17 protein-coding genes are annotated in these 17,175 nt (G+C 62.5%); 7 read left to right on the forward strand and 10 right to left on the reverse strand.

Annotated features, from left to right (window positions below; all coding sequences use genetic code 11):
• Positions 1-75: 75 nt before the first annotated feature.
• Positions 76-693, reverse strand: a complete 618-nt coding sequence (locus tag AC1DNK_RS01150) for a LysE family translocator (protein WP_477938892.1) — start codon at positions 691-693, stop codon at positions 76-78.
• An 83-nt stretch (positions 694-776) separates the two neighbouring features.
• On the opposite strand from AC1DNK_RS01150, the gene AC1DNK_RS01155 reads away from it, so the two are divergent.
• Complete coding sequence (locus AC1DNK_RS01155; protein ID WP_477938894.1) at positions 777-1,334, forward strand: cysteine hydrolase family protein; 558 nt, start codon at positions 777-779, stop codon at positions 1,332-1,334.
• Here AC1DNK_RS01155 and AC1DNK_RS01160 read toward each other — a convergent pair.
• Positions 1,324-2,220, reverse strand: a complete 897-nt coding sequence (locus tag AC1DNK_RS01160; protein WP_477938896.1) for a DMT family transporter — start codon at positions 2,218-2,220, stop codon at positions 1,324-1,326. The two genes, AC1DNK_RS01155 and AC1DNK_RS01160, sit on opposite strands and share 11 nt — an antisense overlap.
• Before the next feature lie 70 nt (positions 2,221-2,290).
• Between AC1DNK_RS01160 and AC1DNK_RS01165 the strand changes: the two genes are divergently transcribed.
• Positions 2,291-2,782, forward strand: coding sequence for an Lrp/AsnC family transcriptional regulator (locus AC1DNK_RS01165; RefSeq protein ID WP_477938898.1), 492 nt, complete (start codon positions 2,291-2,293; stop codon positions 2,780-2,782).
• Here the strand turns inward: AC1DNK_RS01165 and AC1DNK_RS01170 are convergent, their stop codons facing one another.
• Positions 2,783-3,679 (reverse strand): GNAT family N-acetyltransferase, encoded by an 897-nt coding sequence (locus AC1DNK_RS01170; RefSeq protein WP_477938900.1) that lies wholly within the window; start codon positions 3,677-3,679, stop codon positions 2,783-2,785. It abuts the gene before it with no gap.
• Positions 3,676-4,146 (reverse strand): dUTP diphosphatase, encoded by a 471-nt coding sequence (gene dut, locus AC1DNK_RS01175; protein ID WP_477938902.1) that lies wholly within the window; start codon positions 4,144-4,146, stop codon positions 3,676-3,678. Before dut ends, AC1DNK_RS01170 begins: the two co-directional genes overlap by 4 nt.
• A gap of 91 nt (positions 4,147-4,237) precedes the next feature.
• On the opposite strand from dut, the gene AC1DNK_RS01180 reads away from it, so the two are divergent.
• The 4 genes from AC1DNK_RS01180 (at position 4,238) to AC1DNK_RS01195 (ending at position 8,618) form a co-directional block, all read left to right on the forward strand.
• Positions 4,238-5,818 carry a peptide chain release factor 3 gene (locus tag AC1DNK_RS01180; RefSeq protein WP_477939842.1) on the forward strand — a complete coding sequence of 527 codons (1,581 nt, stop codon included), beginning with the start codon at positions 4,238-4,240 and terminating at the stop codon, positions 5,816-5,818.
• 87 nt (positions 5,819-5,905) lie between these two features.
• A complete protein-coding gene (locus tag AC1DNK_RS01185; RefSeq protein WP_477938904.1) occupies positions 5,906-6,436 on the forward strand; it encodes a transporter suffix domain-containing protein in 531 nt (176 codons plus the stop codon).
• Positions 6,437-6,466: 30 nt separating this feature from the next.
• On the forward strand, positions 6,467-7,576 hold the full coding sequence (locus AC1DNK_RS01190) for an HlyD family secretion protein (RefSeq protein ID WP_477938906.1): 1,110 nt from the start codon (positions 6,467-6,469) through the stop codon (positions 7,574-7,576).
• Positions 7,577-7,631: 55 nt separating this feature from the next.
• Positions 7,632-8,618, forward strand: coding sequence for a DUF2955 domain-containing protein (locus AC1DNK_RS01195; protein WP_477938908.1), 987 nt, complete (start codon positions 7,632-7,634; stop codon positions 8,616-8,618).
• Positions 8,619-8,628: 10 nt separating this feature from the next.
• On the opposite strand, the gene betC is transcribed toward AC1DNK_RS01195, so the two are convergent.
• Positions 8,629-10,143 carry a choline-sulfatase gene (gene betC / locus AC1DNK_RS01200; RefSeq protein WP_477938910.1) on the reverse strand — a complete coding sequence of 505 codons (1,515 nt, stop codon included), beginning with the start codon at positions 10,141-10,143 and terminating at the stop codon, positions 8,629-8,631.
• A gap of 147 nt (positions 10,144-10,290) precedes the next feature.
• On the opposite strand from betC, the gene AC1DNK_RS01205 reads away from it, so the two are divergent.
• Positions 10,291-11,193, forward strand: a complete 903-nt coding sequence (locus AC1DNK_RS01205; protein ID WP_477938912.1) for a choline sulfate utilization transcriptional regulator — start codon at positions 10,291-10,293, stop codon at positions 11,191-11,193.
• Positions 11,194-11,196: 3 nt separating this feature from the next.
• Here the strand turns inward: AC1DNK_RS01205 and otsA are convergent, their stop codons facing one another.
• The 5 genes from otsA to AC1DNK_RS01230 all read right to left on the reverse strand — a co-directional run bounded on the left by otsA (position 11,197) and on the right by AC1DNK_RS01230 (position 17,070).
• A complete protein-coding gene (otsA, locus tag AC1DNK_RS01210) occupies positions 11,197-12,570 on the reverse strand; it encodes an alpha,alpha-trehalose-phosphate synthase (UDP-forming) (protein WP_477938914.1) in 1,374 nt (457 codons plus the stop codon).
• Positions 12,571-12,614: 44 nt separating this feature from the next.
• Entirely contained in the window at positions 12,615-13,412 is a 798-nt protein-coding gene (gene otsB / locus AC1DNK_RS01215) for a trehalose-phosphatase (RefSeq protein ID WP_477938916.1), read from the reverse strand.
• 55 nt (positions 13,413-13,467) lie between these two features.
• On the reverse strand, positions 13,468-14,943 hold the full coding sequence (locus AC1DNK_RS01220; protein ID WP_477939844.1) for a S10 family peptidase: 1,476 nt from the start codon (positions 14,941-14,943) through the stop codon (positions 13,468-13,470).
• Between the two features lie 163 nt (positions 14,944-15,106).
• A complete protein-coding gene (locus tag AC1DNK_RS01225; protein ID WP_112538393.1) occupies positions 15,107-16,396 on the reverse strand; it encodes a CynX/NimT family MFS transporter in 1,290 nt (429 codons plus the stop codon).
• Positions 16,393-17,070, reverse strand: coding sequence for a FadR/GntR family transcriptional regulator (locus AC1DNK_RS01230; RefSeq protein WP_112538630.1), 678 nt, complete (start codon positions 17,068-17,070; stop codon positions 16,393-16,395). Before AC1DNK_RS01230 ends, AC1DNK_RS01225 begins: the two co-directional genes overlap by 4 nt.
• Between the last annotated feature and the right edge of the window lie 105 nt (positions 17,071-17,175).

Below are 17,175 nucleotides of genomic sequence, written 5' to 3' on the forward strand. Positions count from 1 at the left end.
AGACCAGCCTCACGCGCAGGAGTGGCAAGCCAGAGAAAAAATCCTTTGAAAACCGCCGTTTGACGGATGAATTTTTCAGGCCGCGCGGGTGGCGATAAAGGCTGCGGTGCCCGCCAGAATGCCGGCCGCCGTCCGGTTCAGGGCCTGCAATGCGCGCGGCTGCTTCAGCATGCTGCGGGCACGGGTTGCCAGCAGCATATAGGGGATCAGCACCGTCAGCAGAACGATGAAGGTCGCGGCCAGCAGCAGGCCATACTCGCGCAGGCCGATGGTGTGGATATCGATCAGCGTCGGCACCAATGCCACATAGAAGAGCATCGTTTTCGGATTGCCGAGGGTTACGAGCAGGCCCGAAAGAAAAGACATGCCCATACTGCTCGATTTGCGCGCGGCGATATCCTGCGGCAGGAGCCCCGAGGTCCAAAGCTTGTAGGCGATGCAGCAGAGGTAGATCACGCCTGCGAACTTGACGACCAGGAAAATCTCGGTGAAGGTCTGCGCCACGAAGGCGAGGCCGAGGATGACGGCGGTCAGATAGGTCATGTCGCCAAGCACCAGGCCGAGCCCCATGAAGAAGGTCTCGCGGAAGTTCGAGCCCAGCGCCCGCGCCACGATCGCCGTGATACCCGGCCCCGGAATGGCTGCTGCAATGAACAGTGCGCCGCTATAGGCAATGAGCGCTGCAATCGTCATTTGTCTCTCCCTGATTGCCGCTTATTTACGTCTGTGTGAAATGGCTTTCAAGCGACTTCGAAAATGGCGTCATGGGGGATGAAATGTCCAAGGCTTTGCTGCTGATCGATGTTCAGAATGCCGTGCTGGAAGGCATGGGGACGAAAGAGCGTGTACCGGCGATCCAGGAAGCCTACGACGCAGTGACCAGACGGCTCGCAGCCGTGCTCGCAAAAGCGCGATCGGAAGCGGTCCCGGTTATCATCGTCCAGCATGACGAAGCCGAAGGCGATCCGATCGCCAAGGGTACCACGGGCTGGGAAATCAGGGCGGAAGTGGTGCCTGCGCCCGGCGAGCTGCTGATGAACAAGCAGGCTTGCGATGCCTTCTTCGAGACGCCACTGGAAGCCGAGCTGCGCAGGCGCGGCATCACCCATCTCGTCATCGGCGGCTGCGTCACGCCCTTCTGCATCGACACGTCGGTTCGCCGCGCCGTCTCCCTCGGCTTCGATGTGACGTTAATCACGGACGGTCACATGAGCGGCGATATCGGAGCACTTGGCTTCGAGCAGATCATCGCGCATCACAACATGGTTCTCTGGGGATTCGGTGCCGGCTCTCACGGCGTCGGATTGTCAAAGGCCGCCGAGGTCAGCTTCTGACCACGCGCAGAAAGCGCCCCGGCGTCCAGCCGAGATTCATGCCCGCAGCGGCAAGCAGTATGATCGCCGCTCCCACCACCTGCAGGGGCTGCAGCGCGTGGCCGAAGGCGATGCGATCAACCGCAATTGCGGCAATCGGATAGATGAAGGACAGCGCACCGGTGAGATGCGTCGGCAGCTTCTGGATCGCGCCATAGAGCAGCACATACATCAACCCGGTGTGGACGACACCGATGGTCACCAGCAGCGACCAAGTCCCCGCCGCCGTAGGCATGGCGGAAAAATCGGCGAAGGGCGCCAGCATAATAATGCCGGTCGAAACCTGGATGAGGGCGATCAGATGCGGCGGCGTGCCTTTCAGCCATTTGGCAGCCAGTGCCGCCAGCGCGTAGAAGAAGGCGGCGCCGAGCGCCAGCGCGATCCCCATGCCGTAGCTGCCGTTGATCGCACCGCTATCCGGTTTGGCCTCGACAATCGTCAGCATGCCCGCGAAGGCGAGCCCGAGCCAGGACAGCTTCGTACCGGTGATCTTCTCGCCGAGAAAGGCCGCCCCCAGCGCCAGCAGCATGAAGGGCTGGGTATTGTAGACCGTGGTGGCGATCGAGATCGACGCATGCGAATAGGACGCAAAAAGCATCAGCCAGTTCAGCACGATGGCGATGCCGCCGAAAACGGCGATGCCGAAGCTCTTCAACGACAGCAGGCGAGGATTGAGAAGCCCGAGCACCGCGCAGATGACAAGCAGGCTGATGGCCCCGAACAGGCAGCGCCAGAAAACGACATTGCCAACCGGTTGCCCTGACATGATAACGAACCAGCCGATGCTGCCCGAAATCAGCATTGCCGCCGTCATTTCCGCGCTTCCCCGCCTGATCTCGCTCTGCATCGCAACTCTCCCGTGATGGAGGCGCAGATTATTGCGCAACCGCTGCCGTCTCTATATCGTGTGAAGCAGAATGGAAGCGAATTGCCTAATAATTTTAGGTGAAAGGAGTGTTGTGGCTAATTACGACAGAATCGACGAAACGGACCAGAAGTTGCTGGATGCGCTCGCCGTCAACGCGCGCCTCTCCCTGAAGGAACTCGCCCAGGCGGCCGGCATGTCTTCGCCGAGTGCCGCCGAGCGCCTGCGCCGGCTGGAGGAACGCGGCATCGTCAGGGCTTTCACCATCGATATCGATCCGGCCGCACTCGGCTATCCCCTGCAGGCGATCGTCCGCGTCCGCCCGTTGCCAGGTCAGCTGCATATCGTCGAGAAGCTGATCCAGGAAACCCCTGAATTCATCGAATGCGACAAGGTGACGGGTGACGATTGCTTCATCGCCCGGCTCGTCGTGCGCTCGATGGGGGAGCTGGACGGCATCCTCGACAAGATCGCGGAGCGCGCCGAAACCAACACGTCGATGATCAAGTCGTCGCCGGTCAAGCGCCGCCTGCCGCCGGTTTGATCAGAAATCCGCCATCGGCGAGAGCATGGCGGGGGCCCGCAGCTCTAGGCCGTCTAGTCCGCGGATCATGAAATGCGTCCCGTGCGAAGAAGACGGCAGCGGCGCGCCGTTCCAGCCAAGCTTATCGGGGTTGAACAGGATTTCAGCGCGCGAAGGCTTGATGCCGAGCCCGCCGAGAATGGCAGCGAGGGAAGGGATCGAGGGCGCCACGACATCGAGCAGGATAAAGCGCTCGCCATCGAGCTTCCAGGCAATGACCGCATTGAGCTTCTCGATGAATGTCAGCCGCACATCGGGATCGAGCTGCGTATTGATCAAAAACATCGCCGGGCTGCCGGCGACGGCCAATGTGTCGGACACCGGTTCTCGCCGTGCCAGCAAATCCTGGAGCAAGGCGAGGTCAGCGGCGAGCCGGGGATCGAGCGTCCTTGCGTCAGCGGCGCCATCCGGTTTCGGCGCATCACCCTCGAAGCTGTGCATCGGCAATGTCCGGAAGCCGTAGGGCTCATAGAGCGCAGGCTTGTCCGTATAGAGCACGATCGCCTCGAAGCCCTGGTACGAGCACCAGTCGAGCGCCTTCTTCGTCACATCGCGATAGAGCCCGCGGCCGCGCCAGGGCGGCCGCACGGCGCCGGATTGCAGGCCGGCTGCATTGATCCGGCGGCCATTGACGACGATAGGCATGGCGAAGGCCGAAAGATTGGCGGCCAGCGTCCCGTCTTCGGCAAACCAGCCGAAGGGCATGCTGGATGGATCAGGCCCGCCGAGTTCCATCAATGGGCCGATATCGATGCCGAATGTGTCGTGGAGAAGCGAAACCAGCGCCCGCCAGGCGGCGTGGTCGGCAAAGTAATCCTGCCGGAACGCCAGAGCTGTCGCCTTGGTTCCGCCGCTCATACGCCGGTGGAGCCGAAGCCGCCGGCGCCGCGCGCCGTGGCACTGGTCTCGGTAATCTCGGCAACGCGGACCTGGGTTACCGGCGCAATGACCATCTGGGCGATCCGCATGCCGCGGCTGATCTCGAAAGGCTCCTCGCCGAGATTGATCAGTAGCACCTTCACTTCACCACGGTAGTCGCTGTCGATGGTCCCAGGGGTGTTGAGGCAGGTGATGCCGTTCTTGAAGGCGAGGCCGGAGCGCGGGCGGATCTGCGCCTCGAAACCTTCAGGTATCTCGAAGATGAAACCCGTCGGAACCAGGGCACGCTTGCCCGGGGCGAGCACCAGTGGTGCGCCGTCATCGACAGCGGCGCGCAGGTCCATCCCGGCAGCCCCTGACGTTTCGTAGGAGGGCAGGTCCAGCCCTTCGCCATTGGCGAGGCGGACGAGATTGAGCTTCGGGCGGAGGTCGTTTTGAATGTTCATGCGGGCATTAGTTTGCGTCCGGCCGCCGAAGGTCAATTGCAAAGCCCGGCCTAAATCGCTAGATAGCCCGCAATTCCACAGGATTCACATGATGGCCGAAACACTCGCCGAGGCGGTCTCCCGCCGCCGCACATTCGCTATTATCGCGCACCCGGACGCGGGCAAGACGACGCTGACCGAAAAGCTACTGTTGTTCGGCGGCGCCATTCAGCTCGCTGGCGAAGTCAAGGCGAAGAAGGACCGCATCCAGACGCGTTCCGACTGGATGAAGATCGAGCGCGAACGCGGTATCTCCGTCGTCACCTCGGTGATGACCTTCGAATATGCCGACAAGGTCTTCAACATTCTCGATACGCCCGGTCACGAAGACTTCGCCGACGATACCTACCGCACCCTTACGGCGGTGGATGCCGCCATCATGGTCATCGATGCCGCCAAGGGCATTGAGCCACGGACGCTGAAGCTCTTCGAAGTCTGCCGCATGCGCGACATCCCGATCATCACCTTCATCAACAAGATGGACCGTGAAAGCCGCGATGTCTTCGAAATTCTCGATGAGGTCGAGGAAAAGCTGGCACTGGATACCGCCCCGGTCACTTGGCCGATCGGCCGCTCGAAGAGCTTCTGCGGCACTTACCACCTCGCCGCAAACCGGGCGCGCGGATCGGACAAGGAAGATGCGATCGTGGTCAATGGCCCGCAGGCCGTGGCCGATCGCCTTCCGGAAAACGAACGTGCGGCTTTCATCGACGAGGTCGACCTCGCCAAGGAGGCGTGCCGCCCCTTTGATCGCCAGGCATTTCTGGAAGGCCATATGACGCCGGTCTTTTTCGGTTCGGCGCTGCGCAATCTGGGTGTGCGCGATCTGATCAACGCGCTTGCCGATTTTGCGCCGCCGCCGCGTGACCAGGTGGCCGATATCCGTACCGTTCATGCCAACGAAGACAAGATGACCGCTTTCGTCTTCAAGATTCAGGCGAACATGGACCCGAACCACCGCGACCGCATCGCCTTCGCCCGCATCTGCTCCGGCAAGCTGGAACGCGGCATGAAGGCGCGTCTCGCCCGCACCGGCAAACAGCTCGGCCTCACTGCACCGCAGTTCTTCTTCGCCTCGCAGCGCCAGCTGGCCGATACCGCCTATGCCGGTGATGTCGTCGGCATCCCGAACCACGGCACGCTGCGCATCGGCGACACGCTGACCGAAGGCGAACCGCTGGTCTTCCAGGGCGTACCGAACTTCTCACCGGAAATTCTCCGCCGCGTGCGTCTCGAGGATGCGATGAAGGCAAAGAAGCTGAAGGAAGCGCTGCAGCAGATGGCCGAAGAAGGCGTCGTCCAGCTGTTCTCGCCGGAGGATGGCTCACCGGCGATCGTCGGCGTCGTCGGTGCTCTGCAGCTCGACGTGTTGAAGGAACGCCTGCAGCAGGAATACGGCCTGCCGGTCTCCTTCGAAATGTCGCGCTTCTCGGTCTGCCGCTGGGTTTCGTCCGAGAATGGCGCTGATCTCGACAAGTTCCTGACGGTCAAGCGTGGCGATATCGCCCGCGATCTCGACGGCGATCCGGTGTTCCTCGCGCAGGACAGCTTCTCACTGCGTTACGAAGCCGAGCGTTTCCCGGCAATCAAGATGGATGCCATCAAGGAATATCACGTCGCCAAGGCGGCGTGATCTCGCAGAAATGCTGGGATGACTGCGCAATCATACTAATGTACATTAGATATTCGTAAATCGTTCATCCATGGGGGGCTGGCGAACGTGAGCACGAATATCGAGCTGGAGAATGTGCCTGCGAGTGGCGGCTGGCGTTTCAAATGTGGCATTGCGCTCTTTGCGCTGATGTTACTGCTGGTCGTTGCAATCCCGGTTCTGGCGATGTCCGGAATGCCGCCTGCGCGCGTCGCGGCGCTGACGGGCGCCATCTTCGTCGGCAACAAGATCATCCTTGTCGTGATGATCGCGGTGATGGGCAAGGCTGGCTTTCAGGAATTGAAGCGGACGCTCGGCGGCTATCTGCCATCGCTGAAAGACGAGATCGTCAGTCCGCTGCGCCATGTCATTGGCCTCGTGATGTTCTGCTTGCCGCTCGTTTCTGCGCTGTTCGAACCCTATGTCGATAACATCTGGCCGGATTTTCGCCCGAACCGCTGGGAGTTTCAGCTGCTCGGCGATCTCATGCTGATTGCCAGCATCTTCGTTCTCGGCGGCAATTTCTGGGGCAAGATCCGCGCCCTGTTTGTTCGGACCGCGCGCGCGGTAAACACCGCTGAGGGCGTCCAAACCAGCTGATCATTCTCGCAGAGATTTCGGGAGGGGCGAATGGATCAGCAGGACAACAGAGCTGTGCAGGACGTTGCCGCGCCGGTGAGCGCACGAAACCCGTTGCGCCGGGTCGCGGTCTGCGTCCTCGTGTTTCTTGTCTTCACCTTCGCGGTTTCCGTTTTCATGGAACGCCGCACGCCAATAACGGCGCAGGCGGCGGTCAACGCCTATGTGGTCGGCATCGCGCCTGAAGTTTCCGGCCGGGTGGTAGATGTCGCGGTTTCCGACAACAGCCCGGTCGCCAAGGGTCAGATGCTGTTTCGCATCGATCCGCAGCAATACGAACTGGCGCTGGCGCAAGCAGAGGCGCAGCTCGCCAAGGTCGGCCAGTCGATCGGCGCCTCGATCGCCGCGCTCGATGGCGCCCAGGCGAAAGTCGTGGAAGCGCGCGCTGTACGCGATAACGCGCTGGAACAGGCCAACCGTTCGGAGGCCTTGCTGAAACGCGGGGTCATCGCGCAGACGCGGGCGGATCAGGCGCGGACCACGCTCCAGCAGGCGCAGGCGGGAGCAGCTGCGGCCGATGCAGAACTTGCGAGCGCCGAGAAAGAGCTCGGACCGGCCGGCCAGGATAACCCGCAGCTACAGGACGCTCTTGCAGCGCTGGAGCGGGCCAGGCTCGATCTGCTCCGCACCACCGTGCTCGCGCCCGCCGATGGCGTTGTCACCAATCTTCAGCTGTCCGTCGGTGGCTTTGTCAACACCGGACAGAGCGCCATCACCTTCATCGACGCCGGCACGATCTGGATAGCGGCCAACTTCAAGGAGAACAGCCTCGAGAATGTCGCAAGCGGCAACAAGGCGGAAATCCTGTTCGATGCGCTGCCCGGAAAGCTGTTTCCTGCTCATGTCGAAAGCGTCGGTTTCGGTGTCGCTCAGGGCAATGTCGATCCGAATACGGGCCTGCCGAAAGTATCGGATCAGGGCGGCTGGATCCGCACGCCACAGAGCTTCCCCGTGCGGCTCATTCTCGACGGCGAGCGGCCGAAGGGCATTCGCTACGGCGCTCAGGCGAATGTGGTGATTTATACCGGCGACAATCCGGTGACCAACGCGCTGGGCGCATTGTGGATGCGCATCATCTCGGTTCTGACATATGTTAGCTGACGCCGTATCGGGTCATCGCTGGTGGCATTCGCCTGAGGCTTCGCAAGGTCTTCGCGTGGCATTCGCCGCCACGCTTTCGTTCACCTGGTCCGTTGCCGTTGGAGACGTTATCCCGTTTCTCGGCGCGCTCTTTGCGGTTCAGTTCCTGCTGACGGACCGGAGCCCGATGCCATTCGGCAAAGCCCTCGGCATGGTATCGATTGTGTCGCTCGCCGGGCTCTGCCTGCAGATGTTCCTGGCGGTCACCTCCGATAATCCACCGGTGATCCTCACCTTCCTTGGCGCGATTTACTTCCTTTGCTTTCTCGCGCAAGCGACAGGAAGGGCAGGCGCTCTGCCATTCATGATCCTCGTCGTGGCCGTCATGCTGCCGCTTCTGACGTTGCTGCACTACGACCTCGGCAGCTCGATCCTCGCGCTGCTGGTGGGGGGCATCGTCGAGGGTATCGTCTGGGGCTGGGCAGCGCACGCCGCCTTTCCCCACCGCGGACTTATTGGCAGCGGTCAGCCGCCCGCTATCCATCATCAGAGACCGATACCCCGGGCGCTGGCAAGCGGAGCGATATTGCTGGGCGCTGTCGCCATCTGCCTGACAAATGATCGCTTCGCCACAGCGCTGGTCATACCGATTACCGTAGCGTCGATGCTGATGCAGCTGGATTTGCTTGCGGGCGCAAGAGCGGCCTTCGGCCTCATCCTTGTCAACATATTCGGTGGCGCTGCGGCGAGTGTAGTCTTCGGCTTCGTCGCCCTGCGGCACTCGCTGGTTTTCTTGTTCCTCAGTGTTTTCGCCGTAAGTCTGGTCCTCGCCGGCAGTGCGGTGTTGCCGCGGTCGTCCGCCAAGGTGTTTGCAGGTGCATTGACGATATTCCTCGTGGTCCTGGGATCGGGAATATCGCCGCTGCCCGGTACGGCGGCGGAAACATTCGCCACGCGCATCGGCTATATCATTCTCGCGACGCTCTACAGTCTGTTCATGGCCGCCTTGCTTTGGCCGGCCGAACGCCGGTCGGCGGTGGCCCTGCCGAAGGCACTGCAATAGGCCGGAAGAATCACTCTCCGCGCGGATACCTCTGGCTCTCTTCAAGAATGTTGAGGTCCATGTGGTTGCGCATGTAGCGCTCCGATGCCTTCTGCAGCGGCTGATAGTCCCAAGGGTAATAGGCGCCGTTGCGCAGCGCGTCATAGACCACCCAGCGGCGGGCCTGGCTTTCACGCACGGCTGCGTCGAAGGTCTCAAGGTTCCAGCGGGCATCGGCTTGCGCCTTCAGAGACGCTAGGACTTCAGCATAGTCAGGGTTCTCAGCGAGATTGTTAAGCTCGTGCGGATCGGCGTCGAGATCGTACAGCATCGGCGGATCCTTGACGCAAAGCGAAAGCTTGAAACGGCCATCGCGGATGCCGACAAGCGGGGCGATCGACCCTTCCGCAGCATACTCCATTGGTACCGGGCTACGGCTGCCGGTTCTGGTTGCCAGCGGCGCCAGATTCTCGCCGTCGGTCCATTTCTTCAGCGACGAGATGTCGAGGCCGGCGAGACCGGCGAGCGTCGGCGTCACGTCGAGCGTCGAAACCGGGCGGTCGATCTTTGCCGGGGTCCAGCCGGGCGCCGCGATCATCAGCGGCACGCGGGCAGAGCCGTCGAAGAAGCACATCTTGAACCACAGGCCGCGGTCACCCAGCATGTCGCCATGGTCTGATACGAAGAGGATGATGGTGTTGTCTGCCATCCGGCTGCGATCAAGCACATCGAGAATCTCGCCGATCTTCTCGTCGACATAGGAAATATTGGCGAAGTAGCCCTGCCTTGCGCGGCGGATCTGCTCGGGCGTGATATCGAACGCCTTGTAGTCGCAGGCTTCGAGCAGGCGCTGCGAATGCGGATCGAGTTCCTCGAAAGGCAGAGGCGCAACGGCCGGGTTGAGCGCCGGGCAATCCTCGTAGAGATCCCAGAACTTGCGCCGGGCGACATAGGGGTCGTGCGGATGCGTGAAGCTGACGGTCAGGCACCAGGGCCGATCGTCCTGGTGGCGTGACAGGTCGTAAAGCTTGCGGGTCGCGTTGTAGGCAACCTCGTCATCATATTCCATCTGGTTGGTGATTTCGGCGACGCCCGCGCCGGTGACCGAGCCGAGATTGTGGTACCACCAGTCGATGCGCTCGCCGGGCTTGGTATAGTCCGGCGTCCAGCCGAAGTCCGCCGGATAGATATCGGTCGTCAGCCGTTCCTCGAAGCCGTGAAGCTGGTCGGGGCCGACAAAATGCATCTTGCCGGATAGCGCAGTCTGGTAACCGGCGGCACGCAGGTGATGGGCGTAGGTCGGAATATCGGAGGCGAATTCGGCGGCGTTGTCATAGACGCGCGTCCGGCTCGGCAGCTGGCCGGACATGAAGGAGGCGCGCGCCGGGGCGCAGAGCGGGCTCGCCGTATAAGTATTGGCGAAGCGTACCGAGCGCTGGGCCAGCGCCTTCAGATGCGGCGCATGCAGGAAATCGGCAGGGCCATCTGGAAACAGCGTGCCGTTGAACTGGTCGACCATGAGGATGAGAATATTCGGGCGCGCCATGCTGTCATGTCCTAATGATGTGGAGCAGGGTCAAGCGCGGTCTTCGAAGGCCGTTGCGCTCCGCCTGCTATTCGAGCATTTTATTCAACAACGGCTCACGACCCTTGTGAAGCTGAAATTTTTCGATGCTTGCCAAAAGGATTTTTTATGGCTGAGCGGCCGGTGGATCTCGGATGGCTTCGCATTCTCGCGGAGATCGGTAGGCTCGGTAATCTGTCGTCGGCGGCTCGCGCCCTCGGGCTGACGCAGCCAGCCGTCAGCTACCAGATCCGCCGCCTCGAAGAGCAGATGAACGTCAGCCTGCTGCAGCGACGTCATCGTGGCGTCGAATTGACGGCCGAGGGCCGCAGGCTCTTCGATGCCGCCGCCCGCACCGTTGGAGACGTGGACGCGCTTGCGCGCAGTTTTCGCAACGAGGCGGAGCGATCGACGGTGCGATTGCGCACCGATTATGCCTTCTCGTCGCTCTGGCTGATTCCGCGCATGCATGGCTTCCGCCAGCTCTACCCCGGCATGGATATCCAGATCGTCGCCACCCAATTCGTCGAACAGGGCACGCCGGACGCAAGCGACGCCGCGATCGTCTTTGGAAGCGGGCGCGAGCTTGGCGGGCATGGCATCTTGCTGTTGCCGGAAAAAGTGGTGCCGGTCTGCTCGCCGGGTTTTGCCGAGCGGCACGGTCCGCTCGGGACGCCGGAGCGCCTCTCCGTCGCGCGACTTCTGCATCTGGATGCCCGCGGGACGCCGCCCTGGTTCGACTGGACGAGCTATCTTGACGAGTTCGCCATCAGCCGCAATGCCGCTGCCGCGCCCGGCGAGATCAGCTTCAACACCTATTCGCTAGTGGTGCAGGCCGCTATCGGCGAACAGGGTGTTGCGATCGGCTGGATGGGGCTGGTCGACTCACTGCTGGCATCAGGCATGCTGGTCGCGGCCGGCCCGATGGTCGAGGCCTCGGACCGCGGTTACTGGCTGGTGCCGCCGAAAGAGATGACGGAGGAGACCGGCAGGCTTGTTGCGTGGCTGCAATCCGAAGTCGCGACCGCGTGAAACCTAAGGCGCCAGATCTGTCAGGAAATCCTTGCACCATCGAGACACATCGAATTCGAGGAGCTGATCCATCATCAATTTCCAGCGTTCCTGCCGCTCTTCCAGCGGCATGCTGAGTGCGCGCGCCAGCGCGTTGGCTGTGCCCTCGATGTCATAGGGGTTCACCAGCAGCGCGCCTTTCAGCTGGCGGGCAGCGCCGGCAAAGCGGGAAAGCACCAGAACACCAGGATCCTCCGGATCCTGCGCCGCCACATATTCCTTGGCGACGAGATTCATGCCGTCGCGCAATGGCGTCACGAGACCGGCTTTGCCGAGCCGGTACAGACCGGCGAGAATGGGGCGTCCGACCGAACGGTTGATATAGCGGATCGGCACCCAGTCGACGGAGCCGAGAGCGCCGTTCACCCGCCCGGCCTGCTCGGCGACAGTCCGCTGCATCGCCTCGTATTCCGGCACTTCGGAGCGCGATTTCGGCGTGATCTGAAGGTAGGTCACGCGGCCCTGCTGCGCCGGGTTTGTCAGGATGAAATGCTCGAAAGCGTCGATGCGTTGTGTCAGTCCCTTGGAATAGTCGAGGCGGTCGACGCCGATAATCAGGCTGCGGCCCTCGATGCTCTCGCGTGCTTTCCTGACCATGCTGTGGGTTGCCGATTTGCGGGCGAATTCGGCAAAGGCTGCCGTCTCGATGCCGATCGAATAGGCGCCGCCCTTGAAGGTCCGCCCATGCGAACTGAAGCGGCCATCGCCGAGCTCGTCGCCAATGCCCTCGCGGCGCAGGCAGCCCGCAAAATTCTCGAGGTCATGGTCGGTCTGGAAGCCGACGAGATCGTAATGGGATAGCCCGCGCATGATCTCTTCGTGGACCGGCATGGTGAACAGCACATCCGCCGGCGGCCAGGGGATGTGCAGGAAGAAGCCGATCTTGTTTTTCAACCCCATCTGCCGCAGCTCGGCTGCCAGCGGAATCAGGTGATAGTCATGCACCCAGATGACGTCATCGGGCTTGATCAGCGGCGCAAGCCGGTGGGCGAAGAAGCGGTTGACGCGAAAATATCCCGCCATCTCCTTGCGGCCGTACTCCGCGAGGTCCAGCCGGTAGTGACAGATCGGCCAGAGCACGCGGTTGGCAAAGCCGTGGTAATATTCCTCTACATCGGTATCGGTGAGATCCGTCAGCGCGTAGGTGATATTGCCCTGCTGGATTTCCTTCAGCTTTTCCGGCTCCTGGGCGCCGCTCGAATTCCCCGACCAGCCCATCCAGATGCCGCCGCGCTCTTCGAGCGCTGCCTTGAGGGCAACCGCAAGCCCACCGGCGGGCGCAATGCCGCCCTTCTCGGGAACGGGGACGCGATTGGAAACGACGACGAGACGGCTCATGAAAGGATCCTTTTCTCAGAAAATGTCTTAGATGCTGAAATGGTTCACGCCGTCAGCCGGGCGATCACATCGCGCACCGCAGCTGCGGACGGGAAGGAGGCCGTCGCCTCGCTGGCAGGCGCAAGCGGGCCGACACGAATCGACAGGCCACCAAGCCGGTTGACGGCACGAAACATCGCCTCGTCCGTCACGTCGTCGCCGATAGCGATGGCGCGCCGTCCTTCGAAGGGCGGCTGTGCAAGAAAGGCTTCGACGGCATGTCCCTTGTCGGCGCTTGAGGGACGGATTTCGATCACCATCTTGCCATGCTGGATGTGCCAGCCGGGGCCGGCACGGTCGAGTGCCTGCTGCATCAGCGGCTCCAGATCGATTTCCCGCTCCGGCGCCTGACGGTAATGCGCGGCGACCGCCGCACCCTTGTCCTCGATAAGGATGCCCGGCCAGCCGGCCGTCTGGGCGGCGAGATCAGCCTTCACGGCGTCGAAGGCCGCGGTTGCCGCGGCGGTCGTGAGCGTTCCATCGGCATCGCGGCGTTCGGCACCGTGCAACCCGGCAATCGGAAAGCTGAGCGGTGCAAATAGGCGGTCCGCGTAGGCAAGGCCGCGGCCCGTGACCAGCGCCAGCGCGCCGCCAAGTTTTTGCGAGAGAGCGTCGAGCTGGCGCGGGAGACCGGTGGGGACTTCGATGCCGTCAGGCGTATCTGCGAGATCGAGCAAGGTGCCGTCGATATCGAGAAAGAGCGCCCATTCGTGCGGCGCTCCGGCGAGTGCGGCATGCATGGACTCCTCGCCTGAAGCCGCATCCGGCTCCGCGATAACAAGCGGCTGCTTTTGGTAGGACATGGGGTCTATCTAGGTCAGTGCTGCACTGCGGCAACCCTCATGCGCCAACCGGAGCCTAGTCCGCGGGCTGCGCTGTGCCGCTCTGCGCGTAGAATGCCTTCGCATCGGCCGTAAAGGCAGCCCGCTGTTCGGTATTCGTGTAGAACATGTGGCCGCCGCGATAGACATCCAGCTTGACGCGGTCTTTAGCGAGACTTTGCGGCAAGTGATCGACGACATAGCGGCTGACGCCATAGGGCGTGACAAGATCGCTGTAGCCATGCGCGATCAGCAGATGGAAGGACGGGTTTGACGCCAGCAACTGGCGTATATCGCCGGTTATACTGGCCTGCAGCCGCGATCCGCCGCCGCGTCCGCCCCATTCCCATTGACGGCTGATATCGCTGTCGAGCAGCGAATAGGTCATCTCCGTCTTGAAGCCGAGTTCGTTGCGGGCATAGCCGGAAAACGCACCGCCATAGGCGCGGGTGAACCCGTCGAGGATGGCGTCGTCACCGCGGTCATAGTCGGATTCCGGATAGGGATCGGGAGATGCGAAAGCCGCATCATAGGGGCTCATCACCTCACCGGCGGGTTTGCCGGAATGCTTGGCATAGGCGTCACCCAGAAAGCCGCGGTTGCGGGTGACGACATCCTCCGGGATGCCGGTTATCGCCGATATCTTGCCGTAAAAGGCCTTTGCCGTGTCGCCGGTTGGCTCCGGACCGGCAAGCGTCGTCAGATAATCGCCGAGCGCGAATTTTTCCGCCTCGCGCTGCGCATCCTCCGAAAAGGCGCCGCGGCGGTCCATGTCGGCGGCTGCGAGCGAGGGGAGCTCCAGAGCGGCACCCAACGCGAACTCGTCGGCATTGAACATCAACTGCGCCTCGATGAGCGGGGAGAGCATGACGGCGCCCGAAACGATGATGCCCTGGTTCTGCTGCAAGGCTCCCGCGACCCGTGCGGCGCGGAAACCGCCATAACTTTCGCCGAGCAGGTATTTCGGCGAATTAGAGCGGTTGTTGTGGGCAACGTAAAGCGCGATCGCCTTGGCGATGCTCTGCGCGTCCGAGCCTACGTTGTAATAATCCTTGGCATCGTCGGCCTTCGCCGTCCGGCTCCAGCCGGTGCCGATCGGATCGATCAGCACAAGATCGGTAAAGTCGAGCCAGCTCTGCGGATTGTCGGTGAGCCTGGCATTGGCGCCGTCGCGCGCCTGCGGCCCGAAATCGAGAATGCGCGGGCCAACGAGGCCGAGATGGAGAAAGGCAGATGCCGCCCCGGGTCCACCGTTGAACGCAAAGGTGATTGGGCGATTTGTACCCCCATTCTTGGCGGTATAGGCGGTGTAGAAGATCGCCCCCGTCTGGTTGCCGTCCTGGCCGAAGAGATCGAGTGTTCCCGCGGTTGCCGTATAGTCCAGCTTGCGGCCGCCGATCGTCGCTTGGTGCTCGGTCACAGCATCGCCGGGCAGCAGCTTCAGCACGCCCGGGCGTTCCTGGGACAATGCCGGTGCGGCGGCAAGGGATGCGGCGAGCGCGATCGTCAGCATGAGAGAGCGAAGCGGCAAATGATCTCCTCCGGCGGATTGGTCCAGCCCGGAGCTAACCTACCATCGCCTGCCGCGAAGGCTCATCAAGACATGGTGATCCCAGGGTGAGCGCAGCTCATCCCTCAGGTGAGCGCAGCTGATCCGCCAAGTAGCAAAGGTCTGCCTAAGGCGCCTCGATCGTCCTTGCGTTGACATGCAGCGCCCGCCCGGCGTTCCAGCCGTTGATCGCAGCACCAAGGCCGAGGATGACGAACAGCACCGCGCACCAGGCGAAACTGCCCGTCCAGCTGCGGATCATGCCGACGACAAGCGGGCCGATGGCGGCAAGCAGGTAGCCGACGCATTGCGCCATGCCGGAAAGATGGGCCGCGACATGGGAATCGCGCGAGCGAAGCACGATGGCGGTCATCGCCACGGCAATCAGCCCGCCCTGGCCGATGCCCTGCAGCGCCGCCCAGAACCAGACGGTCCAGAGAGGCGCAAACAGAAGACCGAGCAGCGCAACGACGGCGACGATGCAGAGCGAGGCGTTGATGACGCGCTGATCCTTGCCGCGCACGGCGATCTGCGGCGCAACCAGACATGCCGCGGCCTGAACCATGACCGACATGGAGACGATCGCTCCGGCGGTCACGCCGTCGAGGCCGCGTTCGCGGAGAATCGGCACCAGCCAGCCGAAGACGCAGTAGGCAAGGGCCGATTGCAGCCCCATGAAAAGCGTCACCTGCCAGGCGAGCCTGTCGCGCCAGAGACCTTCGACACGGAAGCCGCTGCGCTTGGCGGTGTTCTTGGTGCGCAGCACCTGTGGAAGCCAGATCAGTCCGACGGCAAGGGCGGGTAGGGCCCAGATGGCAAGCGCACCGGAAAGAGAGCCGCCCAGCATATGCTCGGCCGGCAGCGTCAGCCCGGCGGCGCTGGCAGCACCGGCGCAGAGCGCCATGGTGTAGCAACCGGTCATCAGCGCGGCCCGGTCTGCAAAGTCGCGCTTCACCAGACCCGGCAGCAGCACGTTGCCGACGGCGATGCAGCCGCCGGCAAGGGCAGTTCCCAGAAACAGCAGCGGTATCGAGTTCAGCCCGCGCATCGCCGTTCCAAGCGCCAGCAGGAAGATGACGCCGAGAAGCGTCCGCTCCGAGCCGATCCGCTGGGCAAGCCGTGGTGCGAGCGGCGAAAAGGCGCCGAGGCAGACGACCGGCAGGGTGGTGAGCAGGCTGGCGCCGAGCGCCGAAAGACCGAGGCCGGAGCGAATCTCGGGAAGCAGCGCTGAAGCGCTGGAAAAGACTGGCCGGAGATTGAAGGCAATCAGCACCAGACTCACGCCAAGCAATATGCGGGCTGTTGCGGAAAGTTTCGCAGGTGGCTGAACCGGCGGCACGCTGTCTGCTTCGGCATCGATCAGTTGCTCGCCGGACGCATCGAAAGCATGCGCGGCATCGGCGTGAGGGGTATTCATGAAAGCAGCATCCGGTCCAGTGCGGCGATGACGGGGGCCATGAAGCGGCGAACCGCCGCATCCGCCCGTTCGGGATCGCCTGTTTCGATGGCATCGACGATATCGGCATGCGCCTGCATATCCGGCTCCGGCACGTCCTGGCCGAGCGTCGCCTCGATGGTCTCGGCGATCGATGCGGAGAAGAAATCGTATATTTCGATCATCGCGCGGTTTTGCGATGCGGCGATAACCGCCTGATGAAAAGCCAGATCGCGCCTGATGAAGGCAGCCTTGTCGCCGCCCTCGTAGTTGCCGCGCTTTTCGAGCAGCGCCCGCAATCCGGCGATAATCTCCGGCGTCTGCCGGAGGCTCGCCAGACGCGCAGCCTCGACATCCAGCGCGCAACGCGCCTCGAACTGGTCGCGCAGGCTTGAGCGTCTCGCCATGGTGAGCGGCCGGCTGGCGTCGGCGGTCGACAGCACGTAGGTGCCGGACCCCTGTCTCGTCTCAAGATATCCCTGTGACGCCAGGACGCGAACTGCCTCGCGCACGGTCCCGCGGCTGACGGACAGCATGCTGCAGAGGGCAGCCTCGTTCGGCAGTTTTTCACCCACGGCCCAGCGCTTGGCGACGATTTCGCTGCGGATCGCTTCGATTGCCGTATCGGCGAGATTGGTCTTGCTCAGAGGCTGCATCGGCATATTCATAAAGTCATCAGATGACTTTATGAATATGCCGGGTGGCTGATGGGGTCAAATGGATTCTGCCGGACGTGAAAAAGGGCCGCTTTCGCGACCCTT

The sequence above is a fragment of the Rhizobium sp. 01N424 genome (genome assembly GCF_056399485.1).

Excerpts from the sequence above, each read along its gene's own strand:
- AC1DNK_RS01150 (WP_477938892.1), bottom strand. The coding sequence starts at position 693 with ATGACGATTGCAGCGCTCATTGCCTATAGCGGCGCACTGTTCATTGCA.
- AC1DNK_RS01165 (WP_477938898.1), top strand. The coding sequence starts at position 2,291 with ATGGAAGCGAATTGCCTAATAATTTTAGGTGAAAGGAGTGTTGTGGCT.
- otsB (WP_477938916.1), bottom strand. The coding sequence starts at position 13,412 with ATGTCCTACCAAAAGCAGCCGCTTGTTATCGCGGAGCCGGATGCGGCT.
- AC1DNK_RS01230 (WP_112538630.1), bottom strand. The coding sequence starts at position 17,070 with ATGCAGCCTCTGAGCAAGACCAATCTCGCCGATACGGCAATCGAAGCG.
- AC1DNK_RS01190 (WP_477938906.1), top strand. The coding sequence starts at position 6,467 with ATGGATCAGCAGGACAACAGAGCTGTGCAGGACGTTGCCGCGCCGGTG.
- AC1DNK_RS01155 (WP_477938894.1), top strand. The coding sequence starts at position 777 with ATGTCCAAGGCTTTGCTGCTGATCGATGTTCAGAATGCCGTGCTGGAA.
- AC1DNK_RS01220 (WP_477939844.1), bottom strand. The coding sequence starts at position 14,943 with ATGCTGACGATCGCGCTCGCCGCATCCCTTGCCGCCGCACCGGCATTG.
- otsA (WP_477938914.1), bottom strand. The coding sequence starts at position 12,570 with ATGAGCCGTCTCGTCGTCGTTTCCAATCGCGTCCCCGTTCCCGAGAAG.
- AC1DNK_RS01170 (WP_477938900.1), bottom strand. The coding sequence starts at position 3,679 with ATGAGCGGCGGAACCAAGGCGACAGCTCTGGCGTTCCGGCAGGATTAC.
- AC1DNK_RS01225 (WP_112538393.1), bottom strand. The coding sequence starts at position 16,396 with ATGAATACCCCTCACGCCGATGCCGCGCATGCTTTCGATGCGTCCGGC.
- AC1DNK_RS01160 (WP_477938896.1), bottom strand. The coding sequence starts at position 2,220 with ATGCAGAGCGAGATCAGGCGGGGAAGCGCGGAAATGACGGCGGCAATG.
- AC1DNK_RS01180 (WP_477939842.1), top strand. The coding sequence starts at position 4,238 with ATGGCCGAAACACTCGCCGAGGCGGTCTCCCGCCGCCGCACATTCGCT.
- betC (WP_477938910.1), bottom strand. The coding sequence starts at position 10,143 with ATGGCGCGCCCGAATATTCTCATCCTCATGGTCGACCAGTTCAACGGC.
- AC1DNK_RS01205 (WP_477938912.1), top strand. The coding sequence starts at position 10,291 with ATGGCTGAGCGGCCGGTGGATCTCGGATGGCTTCGCATTCTCGCGGAG.
- dut (WP_477938902.1), bottom strand. The coding sequence starts at position 4,146 with ATGAACATTCAAAACGACCTCCGCCCGAAGCTCAATCTCGTCCGCCTC.